The following is a 22059-nucleotide window of genomic DNA, read 5'->3' on the forward strand; positions in this document are numbered from 1 at the left end:
CTCAAATGAAAACCTTATCACTTAACGGAAACTGGAAATTAAAGCATACAAGCGGAATGAGAGGGGGACTTCCCCATCTCATATACGACAATATGGAATATTATCCTGCTGATATACAGGGAAAGCCCAAGAAGTTTGACGTAAGCTTCTACGACGAAAAGAAATGGATGGACACCAAGGTACCCGGTTGTGTCCATGACGAGCTTATAAAGAGGGGTATAATAGATGATCCTTACATAGGCTCAAACGTTCTTAAATGTCGTTGGGTCGAAGAAATGCTTTGGTTTTATCACAAAGAATTTGATGCTTGTGATGCTGCAAAGGCTACTCTTGCAATTCTTCGTTTCAAACAGCTTGACCTTCACGCTATTGTTTACCTTAACGGTGTTGAAATAGCAAGGCATAATAACGTATACTATCCTCTTGAGATAGATGTTTCCGGTAAGCTTAAGGAAGGCAAAAACATTCTTGATGTACGTCTCGACAGCGGTGTTTTCTATGCCGCAGAAAAGAAAATAACTGATTTATCCTCGGCTACAAGAACTATGGACGAGCTTCTGAATAAACGTATGTGGCTCAGAAAGCCCCAGAGTTCTTGTGGCTGGGACTGGTCTCCCCGTCTTCTCAACATAGGAATTACAGACGATGTTGAGCTTATTTATGATGAAAAATGTATTATAACTCAAGCTCAGGTATCTGTTGATACTAAAGAGGACTTAAAAAGCGCCGATGTGTGTGCAAAGCTGTTCTATAAAGGCTCTGCTGCACCTGAATTAAACGAGCTTTTATTGGACGGAAACAAAGTACAAGACTTTACCGTTACACAGGGTGACGGATTTATTCAATATAATTTCCAAATTAAAAACCCACGTCTTTGGTGGTGTATTGATTTCGGCTCACAGGAAATGTACGAGCTTGAAATTACTCTCAAGTCCGGCGAAAGCTTTAAAAAGAGCTTTGGCGTACGCCATATCTTCATTGATACAGGCAAAAATGCACAGGGGCAGAACGTCTTCTGTGTATACCTTAACGGTGTAAATATATTTGCCAAGGGTGCAAATATGGTGCCTGCTGATATGATTGTCCCCAACATTGACAACAAGAGATATGAGCGTTTAATAGAGCTTGCTAAAAATGCAGGCTTCAACTTCCTTCGTGTTTGGGGCGGAGGTATATACGAATCTGACTATTTCTTTGAGCTTTGCAACAAAAACGGTATTCTTGTTTGGCAGGAATTTATCTGTGCTTGCTCAAATTTACCTACATACGACAAAGATTTCCTTGAAGATGTTCAAAAGGAATTTACATATCAGGTCCGCAGACTTTCAAACAATCCTTCTCTTATTGTATGGTGCGGCGGAAATGAGCTTTTAAAAGAATGGGTTGAAGGTTCAGAAGGTCTTTTCTCAGAAATTTTACCCTCTATTGTAAAAGAAAACGATATTGAAAAATATTATCAGCCTACTTCTCCTATGTCCTTTGAAGACGATGTCATTTACGATGATGACACTCAGGGCGACCAGCATCCCTGGAAAATCGGCTTCTCCGACAAGGATTACAGAAAATATCACGAATACGAATCCCGTTTTCCAAATGAAGGCGGTATGTTAGGTCCTGTTTCAAGAAAAACCACTATGAAATGCCTTGATAAAGGTGATGAGTATTTACATTCATTCACTTGGGATATTCACGAAAATATGCTTGAAGAGTGGCAAATAGGCACCTCTGCTGATTTATGTATATCCTTCTTTACAAAAATCAATCCCCGTGATATTTCTTTAGATGAACAAATCTATTTAGGCGGTGTTGTTCAGGGCGAAGCCTTCTCTGAATATATAAATAACTTCAGAAGAAGAAAGCCTCTTACTGCTTCTGCAATATTCTGGATGTATAATGATACCTGGCCCTGCACAAGAAGCTGGACAGTTGTTGACTATTATCTCAGCGTTACTCCTTGCTTCCATAAAGTTAAAGAAGCCTTTTCTAAAATCGGTGCAACTATTTATAAAAATAATAATGGCATAGAATTTTCAGTTGTAAACGATTTACCTAAGGACTTTAAAGGCTACGTTAATTTCGGCGTCTTTACATCAAGCGGAAAATATAAGGAAGATAAAGAGATTGAGGTTTGCGTTGAGGCAAATGGCATTAAGAAAATAGGTTTTTATGATGCTTGCCTTGAAAAAAGCGATATTGCCTTTATGGAAATATACGATGAAAACAAAAACCTTATTGCAAGACGTAAATTTATAGACAGTCTTTATTATGAGCTTAATCTCAAGCCTGCAAACATCAGAAAAACTTTCGTTGACGGCGGTGTTCTTCTTGAAAGCGACCGCTTTGTTATGAACGTATGCACCGACCTTGACGGCGAAGATGAAAATCTTCAGAATATGTTTGATATTTATCCCAATAAGCCTTACTTCTTTAAGGGTGATGATATCAACATAATGTATACAGTAAATCAGTTTTTATGTAAAAAATAAGCTTAAAACGGGGGTAGAATTTCATACCCCCGTTTTTTAAAAAAAGGAGAGAAAATATGAAAAAAATCTTATGCTTATTTTTAGCTGTTTCAATATTGCTTTCTGTTTTTCTTGTAACTCCCAACATTTCTGCGACAACAGGCACTAACGGAAAGAAAATTCTCTCTCCAGGCACAGTTGATGACGGTTCTACCTTTGATTTTAATAATTCAATGAACGGCAGTGCTTTTTCTCCTTCACAAAAAGGCTCTGACGGAAACCCTCTTGTCTTTGTGCCTGAAAGTGATACCTTTAATGTTTGTAACGGTCAGGTTGATATTTCCAACAACGAATATAAGGTACAGGGCTTTTTTACCGATAAAGTAACCTTAAGAGCGCCTAATACTCAAAGCGGTGTTTCTGAAAGATACGTTGATTACAACGTTGAAGGCGGTTCATATATCGGCTTTCTTTCCTATTACAGAAACAATTTTACCGCAAATACCATTTCTAAAATGTGGTTTAATACTCATAATAACGGCGTAAGAGTTATGTATTCTACGGACAACGGTGCTACCTGGAATGGTCCTTTGAGCTATTCTGCTCTTTTTGAATTTGTAAGATTAACTAATCCTACAAGTGTTGAAAACGGAGCTCAAAATCCTCAGTCTCAGCTTGATAATCTTCCTGCTCAGGTTGCCCATATGATAAACAACAATTCAGGACAAAGCAATATGCTTTGGTTTTATGAATATGTAGGTATGTGTCATTCCTATTCTATTCCTTCAGATGCAACAATGGTAAGATACATATTCCCTGCCGATTCAGTAATTCAGTCCGAAGGCGAATGGCTTCAAAACCGTGGCTTTCTTTATGGCGGTGCAGCAGCTTCTTCTACCCCAATTAACGACAAAACCTTTTCTTTTGTTTCTTCTGAGCCTAAGCCGGATTTACCAAAAGAACCCGAAAAGCCTCTCTTTACACCGGGCTCGGTTGATAATCTTATTGTAAATGACTTTGGCAGCACACAATACGGCGCTGCAAACTTTAATAATTTCGGTATACCTCCGCTGAATAATATAGACGAATTTCTTAAAATTAACGATACAATCAAATACGCTGCAGATAATAAATTCTCTGAAGATATATATTTCTTAGGTTATAATATTCTCCCCTCTGATCTATATTCTAAAGAAAAAAGTCTTACCTACAGGGTTGTGGGTGACAGTTACTTTGCTTTTGACTTTTTCTCCTCCAATGCAGAAAGTCTGCAGTTAGCTAATCTGTTATACGACAGAAACGGCACAGGCTGGCAGCTATGGTTTTCTTCCGACAACGGAAAAAATTACAAGAAGGCTGAGCCTTACGAGTTCTATCTTAATAAGATGGTAAGATTTAACGGTAGTTCATCATATATTGTAAAGGATTCTGACTGCTGGTTTGGACAAGGCGTCAATAAAGGTCTTCTCGACTTTCTTAAATTAAATATGCATTCATCAACTACCATAGGTCTTAGTGACCCTAATGCCGGCGCTTCTCACTTTATTTTAGGTAAATCCTACTATTTACCCGAAGGTACTACAAATGCAAAAATTGTATTCCCCGATTTATCTTATGTAAGTAACGGTGAAGAACGTTGGAAGCTTGCTCTTACAGGTGTTAAGGCTTCTTTAACTCCTATTACTGCTGAGAGCGCAGGCTCAAAAGCTACAGTTGACGGCGTAACTCTTCCCGAGTACGACAACACCTTTGCTTTAGATACCTTCAATAAAGCAACAGGCGCAGTTGCTGCAGCTACAGGCTCTGCTAATGTTAACTACTCTTATGACGACAGCAACGTTTATGTTAACGTTGAAACTGATGCTGATATCGTTGATTTCTACTATATCAACAACATCAACTTCCTTCAGAACATAACAGGCAACACAGTATTTGATTTATTCAACATTCCTGCTAACGTTGACGGCGATGTTTCCAGCGCTATCGGAAAAATCTCCTACAATGCAACAACAGGTAAATTCACAACAGACAATATGGGCGGCGTATTCTCTGCAGACGAAGCTAAAGACGCTAAGGCTACAGAAACAGGCGTATCCTTTATTGTTCCCCGTTCCACAGTTTGCGATAAATTCTTATTCCATGTTGCAGCGTACAACGAAGGCGACAGCACAATGCTTTCTACAGGAAGCATCAACGGCGGTAGCCTTGCAGGCTTCAAGACCTTGAGCTTTGCTGATGTTTCTTCCAAATATACATTTGCAGACGGAAAGGTTAACAATATTAAATACGGCACAAGTGTAAACAGCTTTATCATGGGCAACGGCAAGACTGTATCACTTTTCAGTGCTGACGGAAAAGCTCTTGCGTCCAATACTATATTGGGCACAGGCGCTTATGCAGTTGTTGACGGCAACAAGTATGATATCGTTCTTGAAAATGACGTTAACGGCGACGCTGATTTTAACATTCTTGATGCTGTTACTGTAAGAAACAGTCTGTTAGGTATTTATGAGTTAAGTGATGCTTCAAAAGAAGCAATAAATACTAAAACACCTTCTCTTATTGACCTTTTATCTTTAAAATCTGATATCCTTAACGGCAAAAAATTTGAAGAGGAAAAAGAATATTGTCCAAAGTATATTTCTTTAGACGGTGAATTTTCAATAAAAGGACAGGCTTCCCGTGAATCACTTCAAAATTATCTTGCCTCTGCTTCAACTCTTGAAGGCTTTATCAGTGCTACTACAGTAGGAGACCTTGTTCCCGGTGTTGACCCTACATTTGAACAAGACCTTCAAACTGTTTTAACAACAGGCTCGAGATTGATTGCCCGTGCAGGCTTTATCTGGTCTAACGGACTTGAGCTTATTACTCACTTTGCAAACAGCAAAAAATATGCAAAATATGTTCACGATATTGATTCAAGAATTATTCTTGAGGCTTGTATTTTTGAAGCTATCGGAGAAGAAACATCTTCAAGAACTATAATTCCCGAATACGTACTTGAAGCCTTTGGAGAACCCATTGAAAAGTCAAGACCCTTTGATTACTGGAATATAATAAATTATGATTATCTGAATATTTGGGGTAACGGTACCTCCGTTCCTGATATGACAACCTTGGAAGGACAAATGTGGTGCTATTACTTAGCCACCCAGTATATTGATGCAGGCTTTGATATTATAGACTTCGGACAAATAGCTTTAATTAGCGCAAATGATGACGGTACTGCTGTAAATAAGCTCTTTAATATGGTAAGAGAATATGCCGCCGAAAACGGAAGAAACAACAATGTTCTTATTACAGCTCACGTTTATTATAATTTAAGGCCTGAAATACTTTACAGTAACCCATCTACAAAGCTTTTGAATTTTGACTATCTTACCTTCCCCTCCCGTATATATGACGGTAACGGAAGCTATGAAATTGAAAGTGACGGATATATGCCCTGTACCATAGAGGTCGGATTTATTGACTCTCTGTATGGCAGAACTCCCGAGGGTATGTCTCCCCAAGGCTATTATATGGAAAATGCTCTTTATTTGGTTGAGTTTGATAACTTCGGTCACGAAAGTATGCCTGACGGAGTTGCAACCGGCACGTATATTCCCTGGGGCTATGACGAAATTACCTGGTATGCTTTACAGCCCAAAAGAGCTCAGATGCAATTTATGACAGAGGCAATAGCCGCTATTCGTTCCTTTGACGACGGTGTTGGCTATTTTGCCCTTCCCTTCCGCCGTAATTCTACCCGTATAATAAACGGAGAGGTTGAATATATGTTTAATGCTTCCTCTAAGGTTAAAAACGGCGCAGGACTCGAAGCCTTTTTCAGACAAATAATTACAACAAGCTGGAAATAACCATAAAAAAACTGTGCAGAATTAGCGTGATACTCTTAACGGAGTATCACGCAACTCTATTCGCCTACGGCGAGTGATATTGCTTCGCAGTGATATTCGGCTTTTAGCCGAGTGCTATTTGGCTCCGCCAAGTTATATGCGAATAGAATATCACGGAACCGATAGGTTTCATATCACTTTCGCAAAGCGAAAATATCACGCTGGCGACAGTCAGCATATCACTTTACAGACAAAAAGAAAGAGAAGACTCGTCAAGTACGAATCTTCTCTTTTCTGTTGTTAGTGGGTTTGGGCTGCTGCCCAAGTGCGTTTGTACATACAAATGCGATGCTGGTTCTTAACCGAATTTGAAAGAATTTCATTTTCTCCGATAAGAACAACACGCCAATTCTGCACAGCTTTTTTAAGCTTTTAAATTTCTGTTAGCTCATCCTCTTGAGCTATTGCGGCGCCTATTGCCGTTACAAATGCCGCTTTTTCAGGAATATTATACTCTATGCCTGTAAACTCTGAAAATGCTTTAAAGCAAAGCTTAGCCACGTCATTTTCTACTGTTGAGCCTATAACTGTAATACTTTCGGGTGTTTCAGCCTCAAAACAGAATTTAGCAAGCATACCCACAGTCTGAAAAACCATATTGAATATTCCTAAGGCTATATCGCTGCTGTTTGCCGTTTCCTTTATGTTTCCGAAATTGGAAGCGGTTATTTCAGAGCCCATACTGCCCACATTCTTCTTGCTTATATCTCCTATAAAAAGGTCGACATTATGAAGCTTTCCTGCGTTTGCAAGATGCAAGGCTTCGTCAAAATCATCCTTGTCAAGTATAAGCTTGGAAAGACCTCTTATTGTGCCCCCGCCGACTCCTGAGCCGCCGCAATGCTTAAAGCCTTTCTTATCAGCCTTTATAAAGCAGGTTCCTGTTCCTACGCTTGCAACAAAAGCGCTTTTTTCATCTGTTACATACATAGCGCCGTTGCCTATACAAAAAAGCTCATCTGCAATATAAGTTTTAACTGAGTAAATACCCTCATTAAAATAAGAAGCGCCTACGCCTGTAAGCACTATTTTTTCTATATCGGAAAGCAGGATACCTGCTTTTTCAATAAAGCTGTCAAAAGCATCAATTGCCGATTTATTAGGCTCTGTATTTGCAAAACGCATAGGACAAATAATTTCATCTTTATCAAAGCCTACTATCTTTACCGTTGTTGCGCCTATATCTATTCCGAGTGTAATTTTCACTTATTCTTCCTCTTTTTCAGAAACAGCCTCTTGTAAAACGGGCTGTTTTTTATTGATTTTTCCCAAAGCCTTACATACAGCTCCTGTAATAATACAGGAAGCCACAGCTTCAAGAATACCGTTAAAGCCTGCAATAGACATAAACAAAACCAATAAACCGTTTACTGTTGTTCCCAAAGCGTTAGCAGCAATATTTCCTAAGAACAAATATATACTGCCTAAAAACAAAACTGTATTTAAAAGAGAGCCTAAAAGACCTACAGCACCGAAAGCAAAGGTGTTTTCAAATCTATTTTCAGTCAAAATAGAAATCAAAGATACTATAATACCCATAATGACAGCAGGGATAAGGCAAGCCATCATCATAAATATACTTCCCTTTCCGCTTCCGAACTGAGTTATTATAAATGCAGATATACAAGCTGATATAATATACGGAACAAGATTTACTGCAAAACGGCTGATTTTTTTATGCTGGAAGGCTTTAATAAGAAGCCCTGACAAAAAGCCCATAATAACTCTGGGCAGTACACATATTAAAAAGGTTGCAAATACGCTGTAGGACAGCATAGCAGGTCCTAAGGGAATATCATTAGGAGCTTGGAAAAAGCTTGTCAAACCAAAAACAAGACCCAGAAAAGCGCCTGCTGAGGGCCCGAGCAAAACAGCACCCACTATAACAGGAACCTGAATTATTGTAAGCTTAATTCCTATACTTACAGGAAGATATCCTATAGGAGTAACCGCAAGAATTATAATTATGGCGGAAAGCAAAGCAAGCTTTACAAAAAACTGTATGGAAAATTTCTTGTTTTTCATTTTTAAACCTCTTTTTAAAAATAATATAATGACTATGTGGATGTCGAAATAGGGCAAAGCCTTATTTCGACTGCGAATTCTTTGAATTCGCAAACAATTACCAACGGTAATTGAACATATTCATTGAAATGATATCGAAGTTGCAAAATAACATTTTAAGATGTTTTTGCAACATAGAGCCGATTTTCATCGGCTTTGTCGAGAAATTGGGTCAATTTCTCGACATTCGATAATCATTATAACCATTATAGTACCAAAAAAATGAAAAATCAATGTAAATATAAAATTTTTGTAGATTTTTATTTTAAAATATAGTATAATATGATTGCAGTATTTTAAAAAAATATATATTGTGGAGATGATACTGTTTTGGAATACGGTCTTTCCAGCGCTTGCTTTTATCCTATGGATACCTTTGATACCCTTGAAATTATAAGTAATGCCGGATTTAATACTATCGAAATTTTTGCCAATGCCTATTCAGAGTGTACAGGCGAAGGGCTTAAAAAATTAAAAGAGCTTAAAAACAGATATAATCTCAATGTATATTCATTTCATCCTTTTACAGGTGTTGTTGACCCTTATATGCTTTTTTCCGGATATAAACGCCGTTTTGACGATACTGTTGAGCTTTATAAAAGGCTTTTTGAGGCGGCAAAGGAATTAGGCGCTGAGGTTTTTAATTTTCACGGAGATTATAAGGACGTTTACTCTACCTCTCCTGCTCAATACGCCGAGGTTTATAAAAAGCTTTTTGAAGAAGCGAAGGCTATGGATTTAAAATTTGCACAGGAAAATGTTTCCCGTTGCAAATGCGGATATATTGACTATTTAAAGGAACTTAAAAACGAGCTTAATGACGAAATATACTTTACACTTGATTTAAAGCAGGCAATAAGAGCTAAGCAGGATATTTTTAAAATGATAGAGCTTATGGAAAAAAACATTGTAAACTATCATATAAGCGACAGTGATAAAGAGCGTGACTGTCTTTTGCCTACCTACGGAACAGCGGATTTGAGCAAAATAAATAAGGCTATTTCCAAATATTATAACGGACCTGCAATTGTTGAGGTTTATAGCAACTGCTATTCCTCTACCGACATATTCAAGCAATTAAAAACAAAACTTTTTTAGGAGGGCTTACAGTGAAAATCAGAATTTTTATGCTTTTGACGGCAAGCGTTATTCTTTTGGCTTCCTGTCAGGAGGGAGTAACTGCAGATTTTGACAGTATTTCTTCTGACAGCATCAATCAGTATATTGAATTTTCAAGCGATATCGAAGACATTTCAAGCACGAGTACTTCGTCTGCTGTTGTTTCTCAGCCTGATGATAAAAGCAGCAGCGCCGTTTCGGATACATCTTCCGAAATTATAATTCCCCCTGCTTCATCAACAACAATTGATATTCCAAGCACTCCTGCCGATTCTTCCGAAGAAGAGGAGGAGCCTATCACTATAACGGAGCCCCTTGATACTCTTTACAATTCTCTTGAATCCTATGTCTGCCACCCTTCTCACTGCTGTACGACAATACCCGCTGCAGTTTCCCATTATTTTGAGAAAAACTTTAATATATACCGATACTATTATTCAAAGCTTTCTTCCTCTGCAAAAGAGGTTTATGATAAAATCGACCAAGAAATAAAAAAAGGAAAGGCTTTTGCCGAAATTTCTTTTAATGGAAACGAAGATGCTTTTAATAAATATTATCAGGATAATATATGGCCTGCTTATTATACCTATGTTTTAGACAATTCCTGGGCATTCTTTTTACCTTCTGCTGTTTCTGTAAGCTATAACGGTTCAGTAATTAAAATTAAATTTCCGTTTATCTATACAGATACAGAAATTTTAGATACCTTTGCTAAAATCCACGAATTTATATTACAGGCGCAGTCAAATCTTTCTTCCTCTATGTCAGAGTTTGAAAAAGAGCTTTCTCTTTATAATTTCGTGTGTCACAGCATAATATATACTCAGGAAAACCCTAAGGATGCATATAATCTTACAGGAGCAGTAAACGGCAAGGGTGTCTGCGAAGCCTATTCGGAAATGCTTAAGCTTTTATTTGACAGCGTGGGACTTAAATCAATGGCTGTTGTCGGAAGCAGTAAAGAAAACAATGAGGGCCATAAATGGAATATGGTCTGCATAGACGGACAGTATGCCTATGTAGATGCAACCTACGGAGACACCTCTACAAGCAACAAAGGTGAAACAAAGTATATTTTAAATGCAGATAACAGCAAGGATGCCGTTATCAATTATGCCTATTTTAACATAGACGATATTTCTCTTTTGAAAATAAACACCTTAAAGAAACAGGAAAATTCCTATACCTTCCCCTCTCTGCCCTCTTGCAGCGCTCATATAAGCTATTATGACCATTATAAAATTAACATTCACAACAAACAAGAAGCTGAAGAATATCTTAAAAAGGTTGCATATCAGATAAAGATAAAGGGCAAAAGATATTTTCATATACAGAGTGATGCTTTGACTCACGATGAAATTTTAGGTATCTTACAAAAAAAACACGTCAGATTAAAGAAATACACTTACACAGGGGCCATTGAAAGAGGCTCTCTTGTAGAAATCACTATTTAATTAAAGGAAATGATATTTTGAAAAGAAACATTATACCTGAAAAGCTAAAAGTGTGGTTTTCAAATTTAAGAAAAAGCAAGGGCTACAAAATATTTAAAAAGATAATGCTGGGAACAGTATCCGCAGGAATTACAATGGCTATTCTTCTCACCTGTTCTTTTGTATTTTTATGCTATAATTATACCGATTCGGATATTGATATAGCTTTTGAAAATCTGAATCTTGATTACACCACTGTAATTTACGCTAAAAATACTCAGACGGGAAAATATGAAGCTGTCGAAGAGCTTTACAAGGATGAAAACCGTATATGGATAAGCCTTGATACTCTTCCCAAATATATAAAGGATGCCACTATCGCCATAGAGGACAGACGTTTTGAAAAGCACAAGGGCGTTGACTGGTGGCGTACCGGTCAGGCGGTATTCAAATACGCATTGGGAGACCGTTCGGGTTTTGGCGGCTCTACTCTCACCCAACAGCTTATAAAGAACATTACAGGCGACGGTGCAAGAAGTATTGAGCGTAAAATCAAAGAAATTCTCAGAGCTCTTTATATAGAGCGTAAATATAACAAAGACCAAATTCTTGAATATTATCTCAATACCGTTACCTTCGGAGGCACCTGTCAAGGAATTCAGTCTGCGGCAAAAAGATATTTTAATAAGGACGCTACCGAGCTTACTCTTGTAGAAGCTGCCTCTATAATAGGTATTACAAACAATCCTTCCCTTTATGACCCCTTCTTGAAGGAAGAAAACAACAAAAACAGGGCAAGGACAATTATGTATACTATGCTTGAGGAAGGCTTTATCACTCAAGAGGAATATGATGCGGCAAAAGAAGAGCTTGAAGCTCTCACCTACATCAAAAACACCGATTCAGGCTCAAAGCAGAGCTATTTTGTTGACCACGTTATAACTCAGGTAATTGATGACCTTGTAAAAGAAAAAGGCTATACCAAGGAATATGCAACAGACGTTGTATATACAAAGGGTCTTAAGATTTATACCACTATGGACAATGATGTTCAGTCTGTTATGGATGCGGTTTTCACTAATGATGCAAACTTCCCTCCAACCAAAAACGCAAAGGGTGAAATTCCCCGTGCCGCTATGGTTATAATGGACCAGAAAACAGGTGATGTTTTGGGAATTGTGGGCGACAGAGGCGAAAAGACCATAAACAGAGGCTTTAACTATGCTACTCAGGGTATAAGACAGCCCGGTTCTACAATGAAGCCTATTGCAGTTTTTGCCCCTGCCATTGAAAAAGGGATAATAAATGCAGCCTCAATTATAGACGACTCTCCTTCAAACAATGACGGAACCTGGCCTCATAACTACAACGGATATTATTCAGGACTTATGTCGGTACGTCAGGCTCTTTTACAGTCAAACAACGCCGTTCCCGTTCGTATAATTCAAAAGCTTGGTGCTGACAATTCCGTTAATTTCCTTCAGAACGAGCTTCATTTGACAACTCTTGTTGAAAACGATATGAACCCCTCCTTAGCATTGGGAGGTATAAGCCACGGTGCTACTGTTCTTGAAATGACAGCGGCTTATCAGATTTTCCCCAATCAAGGACTTTACAACACCCCCAGAGTTTATACAAAGGTTGAAAGCTATGACGGCAGAACCTTACTTGAAAAAGAGGTTGACACAACTCAGGTAGTTTCTGCTCAGACAGCTTACAGCGTTCACCAGTTCCTTTTTGAAAATAACCTTTACGGTACAGGTACTCCTGCTAAGCTTTCTACCACTGTCAGCGCAGGAAAAACAGGTACTACCTCAGACGATAAGGACCGTTGGTTTATCGGCTATACTCCCGAATACACCTGCGGCGCTTGGTTTGGCTTTAAGGTTGGTGAAAGACTTACCTCTCTTTCTGTTAACCCCTGTTCAAAGCTTTTCAAATTAGTGCTTGATACAATCAATACCAAAAAAGGTATATCTAATACAGAATTTGCTCCCGTACCCGGAGGTATGTCACAGATAACCTACTGTCTTGATTCGGGTATGCCCGTTGGAGATGCATGTGCTCTTGACCCAAGAGGCTTACGTACCGAAACCTGTTGGGTAAGCAATGAAAGCCTTCCCACCGAAACCTGCACAGCGCACCACCTTGAATATATCTGTACAGCATCGGGCAAGCTTGCTCACAGCAACTGTCCTAAAGAAAATCTTAAGCAAATTGCATTTGTAGATTTTGAACGCCAGTTCTCTGCAGAGGTTATTGTGGGAGATGCTCAGTATATGCTTCCTCACCTTGACTTTTCAACTCCCTTGTTCTCTGACCCTGTATGGCCCGTTTATATGGACAGATACGGCGAGGGTAAATTCCCCGGTAAGCCTACAGGAAGCACTACAATATACAATTCTCTTTGTACTGCTCACAACCCTGCAAATCCCGCATTGTTACCTGCGCAATAATTTATTTAAGGAGTTATTCATATGGAAAGAAGAGATAAAGAAAATTACTATCTTGATATTGCACAGACAGTGCTTTCAAGAGGCACTTGTCTGAGAAGAAATTTCGGAGCAATTATCGTAAAAAACGATGTTATTATTGCAACGGGCTATTCAGGTGCTCCCAGAGGCCGTAAAAACTGCTCTGATTTAGGCTTTTGTATCCGCCAACAGTTAAACATTCCCAGGGGCGAAAGATACGAGCTCTGCCGTTCTGTGCACGCTGAGGCTAACTGCATAATTTCCGCTTCAAGAGAGGAAACCTTAGGCGCTGACCTTTACCTTGTAGGAAAGGATATGGAAACAGGTGAGCTTGTGCCCAATGCCAACTCCTGCTCTATGTGTAAAAGACTTATAATAAACGCAGGCATTTCAAGAGTTATTATAAGAAACACTCCCGAAGCCTTTACTGTTATAAATACTGACGAGTGGATTGAAAATGACGATTCACTAAGCGGAAGCTTCGGCTATTAAAAGGTGATAAAAATGAAATCATACAGAAAAATACTTACGCTTAACATACCTGCAAGAAGAGGCTTTGTAAACATAACTCCCGAGGTAAACAAGGCTCTCAGAGAAAGTAATATCAAAGAAGGTCTTTTGCTTTGTAATGCTATGAATATTACTGCCAGCGTTTTTATAAATGACGATGAGGGCGGACTTCACAGCGACTTTGAACGTTTCCTCGAAAAATTAGCTCCCGAAAAGCCCTACAGCCAATATGCTCATAACGGATATGAGGACAATGCAGATGCTCATATCAAGCGTACAATTATGGGCCGTGAGGTTGTAGTTGCAGTTACTGAGGGCAAGCTTGATTTTGGTACCTGGGAGCAAATTTTCTACGGAGAATTTGACGGAATGAGAAACAAAAGAGTAATGATTAAAATTATCGGAGAATAACCAATGAATGACTCTTTTTCAAAAATATTTGCCTGCATAGCTTCTTTGGATATTGACGCTTTATTTCTGAGCTCAGCTTCAGCAAGACATTATTCTTCAAAGCTTGATTTAGACGAAGGCTATGTCCTTATTACAAAAGAAAAGGTATACGTTATTGCAGATTTTCGTTACATTGAAGCTGTAAAAAAGAATAAGGATATTTGCCCTGTTTTGCTTGAAGCATCAATAGAACAGCTTTTGTTTGAGCTGTGCAGTCAGCTTAATATTGAAAAATTAGGCTTTGAGCAAGAACACTTGACAGTTGCAAAATATTTTGAATTAAAAAATTCTCTTCACAATATTGAGCTTATTGCAAGCGACCATATTATTTCAAATCTTCGTATGAGCAAAAATGAATACGAAATAGAAATGATAAAAAAAGCTCAAGGCATAACAGATGCTGTTTTTGAGCATATGCTTGGCTTTATACGTCCTGAAATTACCGAAAGGCAAATGGCTCTTGAAATAGACACTAAAATAAGAGAGCTTGGCGGAGATTGCAGTGCATTTTCCACTATTGCTCTGACAGGTAAAAATACCTCTATGCCTCACGGAGTTCCCTCTGATGAAGCTGTAAAGCAGGGGGATTTTGTACTACTTGATTTCGGCGCTCAATTCTCTTCCTACAAAAGCGATATGACAAGAGTTGTTGCTGTAGGAAATGCAAGCGAAGAAATGAAAAAGGTTTATTCTATCGTTCTTGATGCTCAGAATATGGCTCTTTCCGAATTAAAAGCGGGAATGATCGGAAGCTCTGCTGACAAAATTGCAAGGGATTATATAAACAAAAACGGCTACCAAGGTACTTTTGGACACTCTTTAGGCCACGGCGTAGGCTTGGATATTCACGAAAGACCTAATTTATCTCCAAAATACGAAAGCCGTCTTCCCATAAATTCCGTTGTATCAGTAGAGCCGGGTATTTATCTTGAAAATAAATTCGGTGTTCGAATTGAAGATTTGGTTGTATTAAAGGAAAACTCCAATATAAATCTGACTACTTCCCCGAAAAAGCTTATTATATTGTGAGGTGATTAAAATATGTCTTTTTCCACAAATACAAAAAACGAATTATGCTCACTAAGGCAAGAGCGTTGCTGCTCCTTAGCCTTTGTTTACGGCGCTTTATCCTTTGCAAACATATGGAATAAAGATTTAATAAAAATCACCACCGAAAACGAGTGCTTTTCAAAATATATCTCTCACGAATTATTAAGACTTTTCAATATAACACCTCAAATCAAAAAAACAACAGGTAAAAACTCTACTTCTTATACTGTTTTTATTGACTCCGCTGCGCATATACGCAGAATTTCTTTAGGCTTTGGAGTTGACATTTCTCCCCTTTCAATGAAAATAGACCACAGACTTCTTTCAAGAGACTGTTGCCGTAACGCTTTTATAAGGGGCGCATTTTTGTCGGCAGGCTCTATAACCTCTCCCGAAAAAGCCTATCATTTAGAATTTACTACTCACAGAGTCAAGCTTGCAGAAGAGTTTACAACTCTTCTTATGGAATATGAGCTTCACCCAAAGCTTACTTTAAGAAAATCAAATAGAATTATTTATTTTAAGGACAGCAGCGAAATAGAGGATATTCTCAATATAATGGGAGCCGTTAAAAGCTCTTTTGATTTTATAAATGAAAAAATTGTCAAAGAAATTCGAAACGATGCTAACAGAAGGTCAAACTGTGAAGCTGCAAATATTTCCAAAACCGTAGAAGCGGCTATGGCACAGACAGCGGCAATAAAAAAGCTTAAGCTAAGCCGTCGTTTTGACTTTCTTCCGCCAAAGCTTCTCTATATAGCAAAGCTGAGAAGTGAAAATCAGCTTGCCTCTCTTTCCGAGCTTTCAGCTATGACAGACCCACCTATGAGCAAGGCTTCAGTAAACCGTTGCCTTAAGCAAATTGTAGCGATTGCAAACGGAAAGAAAAAAGAGGACATAAAATAATAAAAATTTTCATATAATTGTTTTCGGGTGGTAGAGGAGTGCCTGTAAGGACACTCCTCAGTTTTATTCGTCTTACGGCGAGTGGTATTGCTCCGCAGTGATATTTGTTAAAACAAGTGATATTGCCTTCGGCAGTTTTTGGGGGCGAATAAAATAAAACTAAAACCAATAGGTTTTAATAGCACTATTACCATATGATAATAATATCACTCTTTGTAAAAAGAATATAACCATTATTTCGTTCTATAGCCAATAAGGAGGTTTTATTTTGAAAATACGGAAAAAGATTTCAGCTTGCGTTGCTGTTTTTATGTGTATATGTATTTTGTTTTCAAGCTGTAAAAAGCCTCTCAACGACGGTGATACAAGCTCTGATATTGAAAATCCGCCTATTGAAAATGAGTATCCCTCTGCTTCCCGTTATTTTACGGATATCCGAGGCTTATGGGTAAGCTCTGTTTTAAATATTGATTTTCCTTCTAAAGACAATCTTACTTCACAGCAAATGAAAAGTGAAATTGATGATATAATCAGCCTTTGTCTTGATACGGGAATTAACACCGTATTTTTTCAGGTGCGTCCCTCCTGCGATGCCTTATATAAATCTGAGATTTTTCCTACAAGTATATATTTAAGCGGCACTCAAGGAGCACCCTTACCCGATGGCTTTGACCCTCTTGAATATATGATTGAGCAGGCTCACAAAAGAAAAATAGCAGTACACGCCTGGATAAATCCATACAGGGTTACGGGAAATATGGATATGTCCCTTGACGAGCTTTCTCCTGATAACCCTGCATTGAAAAACCGTGAGCAATTAGTACTTCATAAGGGTAAATATTATCTTGATCCCTCCCTTGAAAGCTCAATTCAGCTTATTGTTGACGGTGTAAAGGAAATTGTAGAAAATTATAATATTGACGGTATTCATTTCGACGACTATTTTTATCCCGACAAGGATTTTGATGATGACAGCTCCTTTGCTCCCTACAGTTCTAAATATGAAAGCAAGCATGAGTGGCGCTGTGAAAATGTAAACAATATGCTTTCAAGAGTATATAGCTCTATAAAGGAAACGGATAAAACTGTTATTTTCGGAGTTTCTCCTATGGGAATCTGGGCAAATAAAAGCACAGACAAAAGAGGCTCTGACACAAAGGGCGGAGAAAGTCTTATTTCTCACTGTGCTGACTCTTTAGCCTGGATAGAAAAAGGAATAATTGACTATATATGTCCTCAGCTGTACTGGACAAATAAAAGCACTATAAGCAATTTTGACATTCTTGTTGACTGGTGGGAAAACGCCGTTAAGGACAGTAATGTCAAGCTTATTATAGGGCACGCTCTTTATAAATTCGGTGATGAAAATTATCCCGATTTTGACAGCGCCGAAGTAATTACAAATCAGCTTGAAAAAAGCATAGGATGTTCGGGAAATGTTTTTTATAATTATAGCTCATTAAAGAAAAATACACTTAAAATCAAAGATGCAATTAAAGAATACTATGCAAAAAAGGCTGACTTTTCTTCCCTTAAGGTTGCATATCCCGAAAAAAATATGTCAGTTACGACAGATACTATAAGAGTTTTAGGTACATATAATCCTTTACTCTCTCTTACAGTAAACGGAAAAGAAATAAAAGAAAAAAATATAAACGGACTTTTCAGCACCGTAATTGACCTTAGCTTAGGTGAAAATACGATTACCGTAAAAAACGGTGACGAGGAGCAAAAAGTAATAATCACAAGAAAAAAACCAAAGACAACAGCCACTCAGCTTTCCGACTGTTATCCCGATGACCACAACGCTATAAGATATTCAGGGGACACTTTGGAAATAAAGGTATCTGCTCCCGAAAACGCTTCTGTAACAGCAACCGTAAACAAAAAAAATATTATTCTTGAAGCTGACAAAGAGAACAAAACTCTTTATAAAGGAAAATATCAGCTACCTGAAACAGATACAAAGCTTAATCTGGGAAAAGTTAAATATACTGCTGTTCTATCTGACGGCAAAGCTCTTACCAAAACAGCAAAAACCGATATAACCCTGCTTCCCTCCTCTGAAATTAAAGTTGCACGTCTTAAAGCTAAATCGTGGCTAAGGCCCCACTCCGTTATCAAGAATTTCAGAGACAGCTTTTACGGCTACGAGGGACTTGTCGGCAAAATAACGGCAGAGGATTATTTCTATGATGCCAAAACTGAAAAGAAGGATACCTTTGTACGCTTTGAAAACGGACTTTGGACACAAAAAAGCAATATAGAAATAATAGAAGCCGAAAAAGAAATATTTCCCGTCAACGAAATTTCAGTGTCCTGTGAAGAAAAATATACAGTCTTTACTTTCCAAGGCACTCCTTTGCCGATTAAGGCTGTAAATTCCGAAAACACTATTGTTTTACAGCTTATAGGTCAAAGCCCTGTCTGTCAGGATATAAGCTTTAAGGAAAACCCACTTTTTTCAAAGGCTGAGCTTAAAGACGGAAAAATAGAGCTTACTCTTAAAAACAAAAATGCCTTTTTCGGATTTAAAATTGAAAATCACGATACAAGCTTTAAAATTCTTTTTAAAAACCCTGTGAAAATCAAGGATAGAAGCAATCCTTTACAGGACATAGTTATTGCTCTTGACCCCGGTCACGGCGCTGTGGCAGGCGCTACAGCGGCAGATGCAAACAATGAGCGTGAAATCAATTTCAAAACTGTTATGGAGCTTAAAGAAATACTTGAAGCCAAGGGCGCAAGGGTGTTTGTTTCAAGGCAGGAAAAGAGCAACGGTCTTGAAACAAGAGAGGTTGTAGACTTTTATGATACAGTTTCTCCCGACCTTGCTGTTTCAATTCATCACAACGCTGTAGGAGAAGGCGCTGAGCCTATAGATGACATCGGCTTTGAATGTTATTACTCCTCTTTTGAAAGCAAAGCCGCTGCCGAAACAGTATTTAAAGGTATTTCCAAAAACACAAAAATCCCCTCAACCCTTGAAGATGTTGATTACATTGTAACAAGAACAAGGGCTTACCCCTCTATTCTTTTGGAAATGGGTTATATTACAAATATTTATGAATATACTTTACTAAACAATAAAAATTACCGCACACTCTTCTTAGAGTCAATAGCTTCTTGTATAACCGAATACTTTATATGGCAAAATTCTCTGTAAATAAGTGCATAAAAAGCCGTCTTATGTCCCTTTTGGAATATAGACGGCTTTTTTTGTTTTATGAAAATTTAATTTTAATCTTTAAAGCTACAAAATTTTCTTTTTGCTTGATATAAAATGGTATCATTCACCTTAAAAAGAAAGGAAACAAGCAAAAATGGAAAGACAGATTTTTAAAGAAATTAAAGGCATAAAAATTATTGATAAAAATATAATATCAAATCTTTTGTTTTCTCTGCTTGGCTTTATACTGACAAACGGATACATATTTTCAAATCTTTCACCCTTTGGAGTTGCTCTTACTGCCGCATTTTCCATTAAATCCAAGCTTTCAATTTTGCCCGTAGCAGTAATTTCGGCAAGCTATTTTATCAAAGGAACAGAGGGTATAAAATATGCTGTTGCGGTATGGGGTATTTATGCACTTAGAAAAGTATTTAAGAAAAACAATTTTAAGTATGACGGCAACTCTTTCTTTGCCCTTGCTTCAGGCATAATAATTATTGTAACGTCTTTGGGTGAACTTCTCCAAAGCTACGCAACGGCGCTTGATATAATGTATTCTATCTCAATAGGAATACTTTGCGGCGGTATTTGCTTTTTCTATATAAAAACTATCCCTGTTTTTGAAAATTCAATAGGACGCAATATACGCCTTACAAAAAATGAGCTTATAGGCGTTTTGATATGTGTTGCAAGCTTTTTGCTTTCTCTATGCGAAATTAGGCTTTTTGAAATTTCCTTGGGACATATTCTGGGAAGTCTTATAATTCTTATTTCCGCCCGATGCGGAGGTATAGCCTTTGCAGGTGTAAGCGGAATAGCCATAGGCTCTGTGCTTAGTCTTAGTCAGAACTCCTCCCCTTCCACAATCGGTGTCTATGCTTTCGGCGCTTTGGTGGCAGGCATTTTTTCCGAAAGAAGAAAAATAATATGCGTCATTTCCTTTTTGCTTGCAAATATACTTGTAGGAATATATATAAACAATTCAGAATTTATTCTCATAAATTTAACGGAAACGGCTTTAGGCTCTTTAATTTATCTTATTATGCCAAAATTTTTATTAAACCGCATCGGCAACAGCCTAACCTATGGCGAAAACCTTTCCGTTCAGGCACAGGAAAAATTTAAAGAGCTTTTTGTATCACGCTTAAAAAATGCCGCCTCCTCCTTTTCACAGCTTGCATATACAGTAAAAGCTTCGGGAGAAATTTTTTCAAATAAAGCAGTAAAGCAAACACCCGACCAGATAATAAGTAACGTATGCAGTGAGCTTTGCAACGATTGTAAAAACAAAATGTTTTGCTGGAATAACTCCTTTGACGATACTATGAGGGTATTAAATGACTGCATCACTGTCTTTAAGGAAAAGGGCTCTATTGATGCCTTGGATTTGCCCGGATATTTTCGTTCACGCTGTTTAAAAAGCGAAGCCCTGGCTTCTAAGCTTTCCTTAAAGCTTTATGCTCTTTATTCAGAGGAGGATATGGAGCATAAGCAAGAGGAAAACAGAGCTATTTTAGCACAGCAATATTCGGGAGTATCTCAGATTATGGACAATATAGCCTCTGAGCTTGAAGATGTGGTGAAATTCAACAGTCTTTACACTCAAAGGGTTACAAGCTATCTTTGCTCAGAGGGGCTTAAATGCGAAAAAGTATTCGCTTACAGCGATGCCGATGGCTTTAACGTAATAGAGGCTCAGGGTAAAATGCAAAAGCCTATGCCCAGCTCTAAAAAAATATGCTATGAAATTTCAAAGCTTATAGGCTGTGATATGGAAATGCTCTTTATGAAAAGCGACGGCATTAACTATGAAATAAAGCTTTGTGAAAAGGAAGAATTATCTGTCTTTTGTGCAAAAGCTATGTGCCAAAAAAACGGTGAAACCGTGTGCGGAGATTTTGCCTCCTCTTTTCGCGCAGGACGTGGTAAATACGCAATAACCTTAAGTGACGGAATGGGAAGCGGACATCAGGCTCAAAGGGATAGCTTGCTTACAGTTGCTTTTCTTGAAAAATTACTCAAGGCAGGCTTTGACAAAGACAGCGCTATGGAGCTTGTAAACTCTGCTCTTATTTTAAAGTCCGATGATGAAAGCTTTGCCACTGTAGATATCGCAATAATAAATTTGATAAACGGTGTTACCGAATTTATAAAAGCGGGTGCCGCACCGACATTTATAAAAAGAGGCAGAAGCATTTATGAATTGGGCTGCTCCTGTTTACCTGTGGGCATTTTAGGTGAGGTTAAATTTGAAAAATCCCGCTGCCGTCTTAAAAAAGGTGATTTATTGGTTATGGTTTCAGACGGAATAACCTGTGCAGGCAACAAAATAATATCAAAAATCCTCACAGACTATAACGGCAATTCCCCCTCTGAAATTTCCCGTATTATTCTTGAAAGCATAAAGAAAATATGCGGAGAAAATGACGATATGACAGTAATAGCGGCATATATAAACAAAAACGAATAAAGAAAGCACCGTCAAAACGGTGCTTTTAATCTTTAATATAATAA

Annotated in this window: 13 protein-coding genes; 11 read left to right on the plus strand and 2 right to left on the minus strand. The window is 38.0% G+C overall.

Going from position 1 to position 22059, the window contains the following annotated elements:
* The first annotated feature begins 5 nt into the window (after positions 1 to 5).
* Positions 6 to 2486 (plus strand): hypothetical protein, encoded by a 2481-nt coding sequence (locus E7480_00500; protein MBE6903074.1) that lies wholly within the window; start codon positions 6 to 8, stop codon positions 2484 to 2486.
* A 56-nt stretch (positions 2487 to 2542) separates the two neighbouring features.
* Positions 2543 to 6328, plus strand: a complete 3786-nt coding sequence (locus E7480_00505; GenBank protein MBE6903075.1) for a hypothetical protein — start codon at positions 2543 to 2545, stop codon at positions 6326 to 6328.
* Positions 6329 to 6739: 411 nt separating this feature from the next.
* On the opposite strand, the gene E7480_00510 is transcribed toward E7480_00505, so the two are convergent.
* Positions 6740 to 7573: a pantothenate kinase gene (locus tag E7480_00510; GenBank protein MBE6903076.1), complete on the minus strand. Its 834-nt coding sequence runs from the start codon at positions 7571 to 7573 to the stop codon at positions 6740 to 6742.
* Positions 7574 to 8392 (minus strand): ECF transporter S component, encoded by an 819-nt coding sequence (locus tag E7480_00515; protein MBE6903077.1) that lies wholly within the window; start codon positions 8390 to 8392, stop codon positions 7574 to 7576. It lies immediately after the preceding gene.
* A gap of 369 nt (positions 8393 to 8761) precedes the next feature.
* On the opposite strand from E7480_00515, the gene E7480_00520 reads away from it, so the two are divergent.
* From E7480_00520 to E7480_00560, 9 genes are all read left to right on the plus strand, one after another.
* Positions 8762 to 9529, plus strand: a complete 768-nt coding sequence (locus E7480_00520) for a sugar phosphate isomerase/epimerase (GenBank protein MBE6903078.1) — start codon at positions 8762 to 8764, stop codon at positions 9527 to 9529.
* An 11-nt stretch (positions 9530 to 9540) separates the two neighbouring features.
* The gene (locus E7480_00525; protein ID MBE6903079.1) at positions 9541 to 11004 is read left to right on the plus strand and encodes a hypothetical protein; all 1464 of its coding nucleotides are present in this window, start codon (positions 9541 to 9543) and stop codon (positions 11002 to 11004) included.
* A gap of 17 nt (positions 11005 to 11021) precedes the next feature.
* A complete protein-coding gene (locus E7480_00530) occupies positions 11022 to 13439 on the plus strand; it encodes a PBP1A family penicillin-binding protein (GenBank protein MBE6903080.1) in 2418 nt (805 codons plus the stop codon).
* Between the two features lie 21 nt (positions 13440 to 13460).
* Positions 13461 to 13949: a cytidine deaminase gene (locus E7480_00535; GenBank protein MBE6903081.1), complete on the plus strand. Its 489-nt coding sequence runs from the start codon at positions 13461 to 13463 to the stop codon at positions 13947 to 13949.
* A 12-nt stretch (positions 13950 to 13961) separates the two neighbouring features.
* On the plus strand, positions 13962 to 14378 hold the full coding sequence (locus E7480_00540; GenBank protein ID MBE6903082.1) for a YjbQ family protein: 417 nt from the start codon (positions 13962 to 13964) through the stop codon (positions 14376 to 14378).
* A 3-nt stretch (positions 14379 to 14381) separates the two neighbouring features.
* Positions 14382 to 15446 carry an aminopeptidase P family protein gene (locus E7480_00545; GenBank protein ID MBE6903083.1) on the plus strand — a complete coding sequence of 355 codons (1065 nt, stop codon included), beginning with the start codon at positions 14382 to 14384 and terminating at the stop codon, positions 15444 to 15446.
* Between the two features lie 12 nt (positions 15447 to 15458).
* Positions 15459 to 16373 carry a DNA-binding protein WhiA gene (gene whiA, locus E7480_00550; protein ID MBE6903084.1) on the plus strand — a complete coding sequence of 305 codons (915 nt, stop codon included), beginning with the start codon at positions 15459 to 15461 and terminating at the stop codon, positions 16371 to 16373.
* A gap of 268 nt (positions 16374 to 16641) precedes the next feature.
* Complete coding sequence (locus E7480_00555; GenBank protein ID MBE6903085.1) at positions 16642 to 19539, plus strand: hypothetical protein; 2898 nt, start codon at positions 16642 to 16644, stop codon at positions 19537 to 19539.
* A 157-nt stretch (positions 19540 to 19696) separates the two neighbouring features.
* On the plus strand, positions 19697 to 22015 hold the full coding sequence (locus tag E7480_00560; GenBank protein ID MBE6903086.1) for a hypothetical protein: 2319 nt from the start codon (positions 19697 to 19699) through the stop codon (positions 22013 to 22015).
* Positions 22016 to 22059 lie beyond the last annotated feature (44 nt).

Source organism: Oscillospiraceae bacterium (genome assembly GCA_015067255.1).
Classification (GTDB): domain Bacteria; phylum Bacillota; class Clostridia; order Oscillospirales; family SIG519; genus SIG519.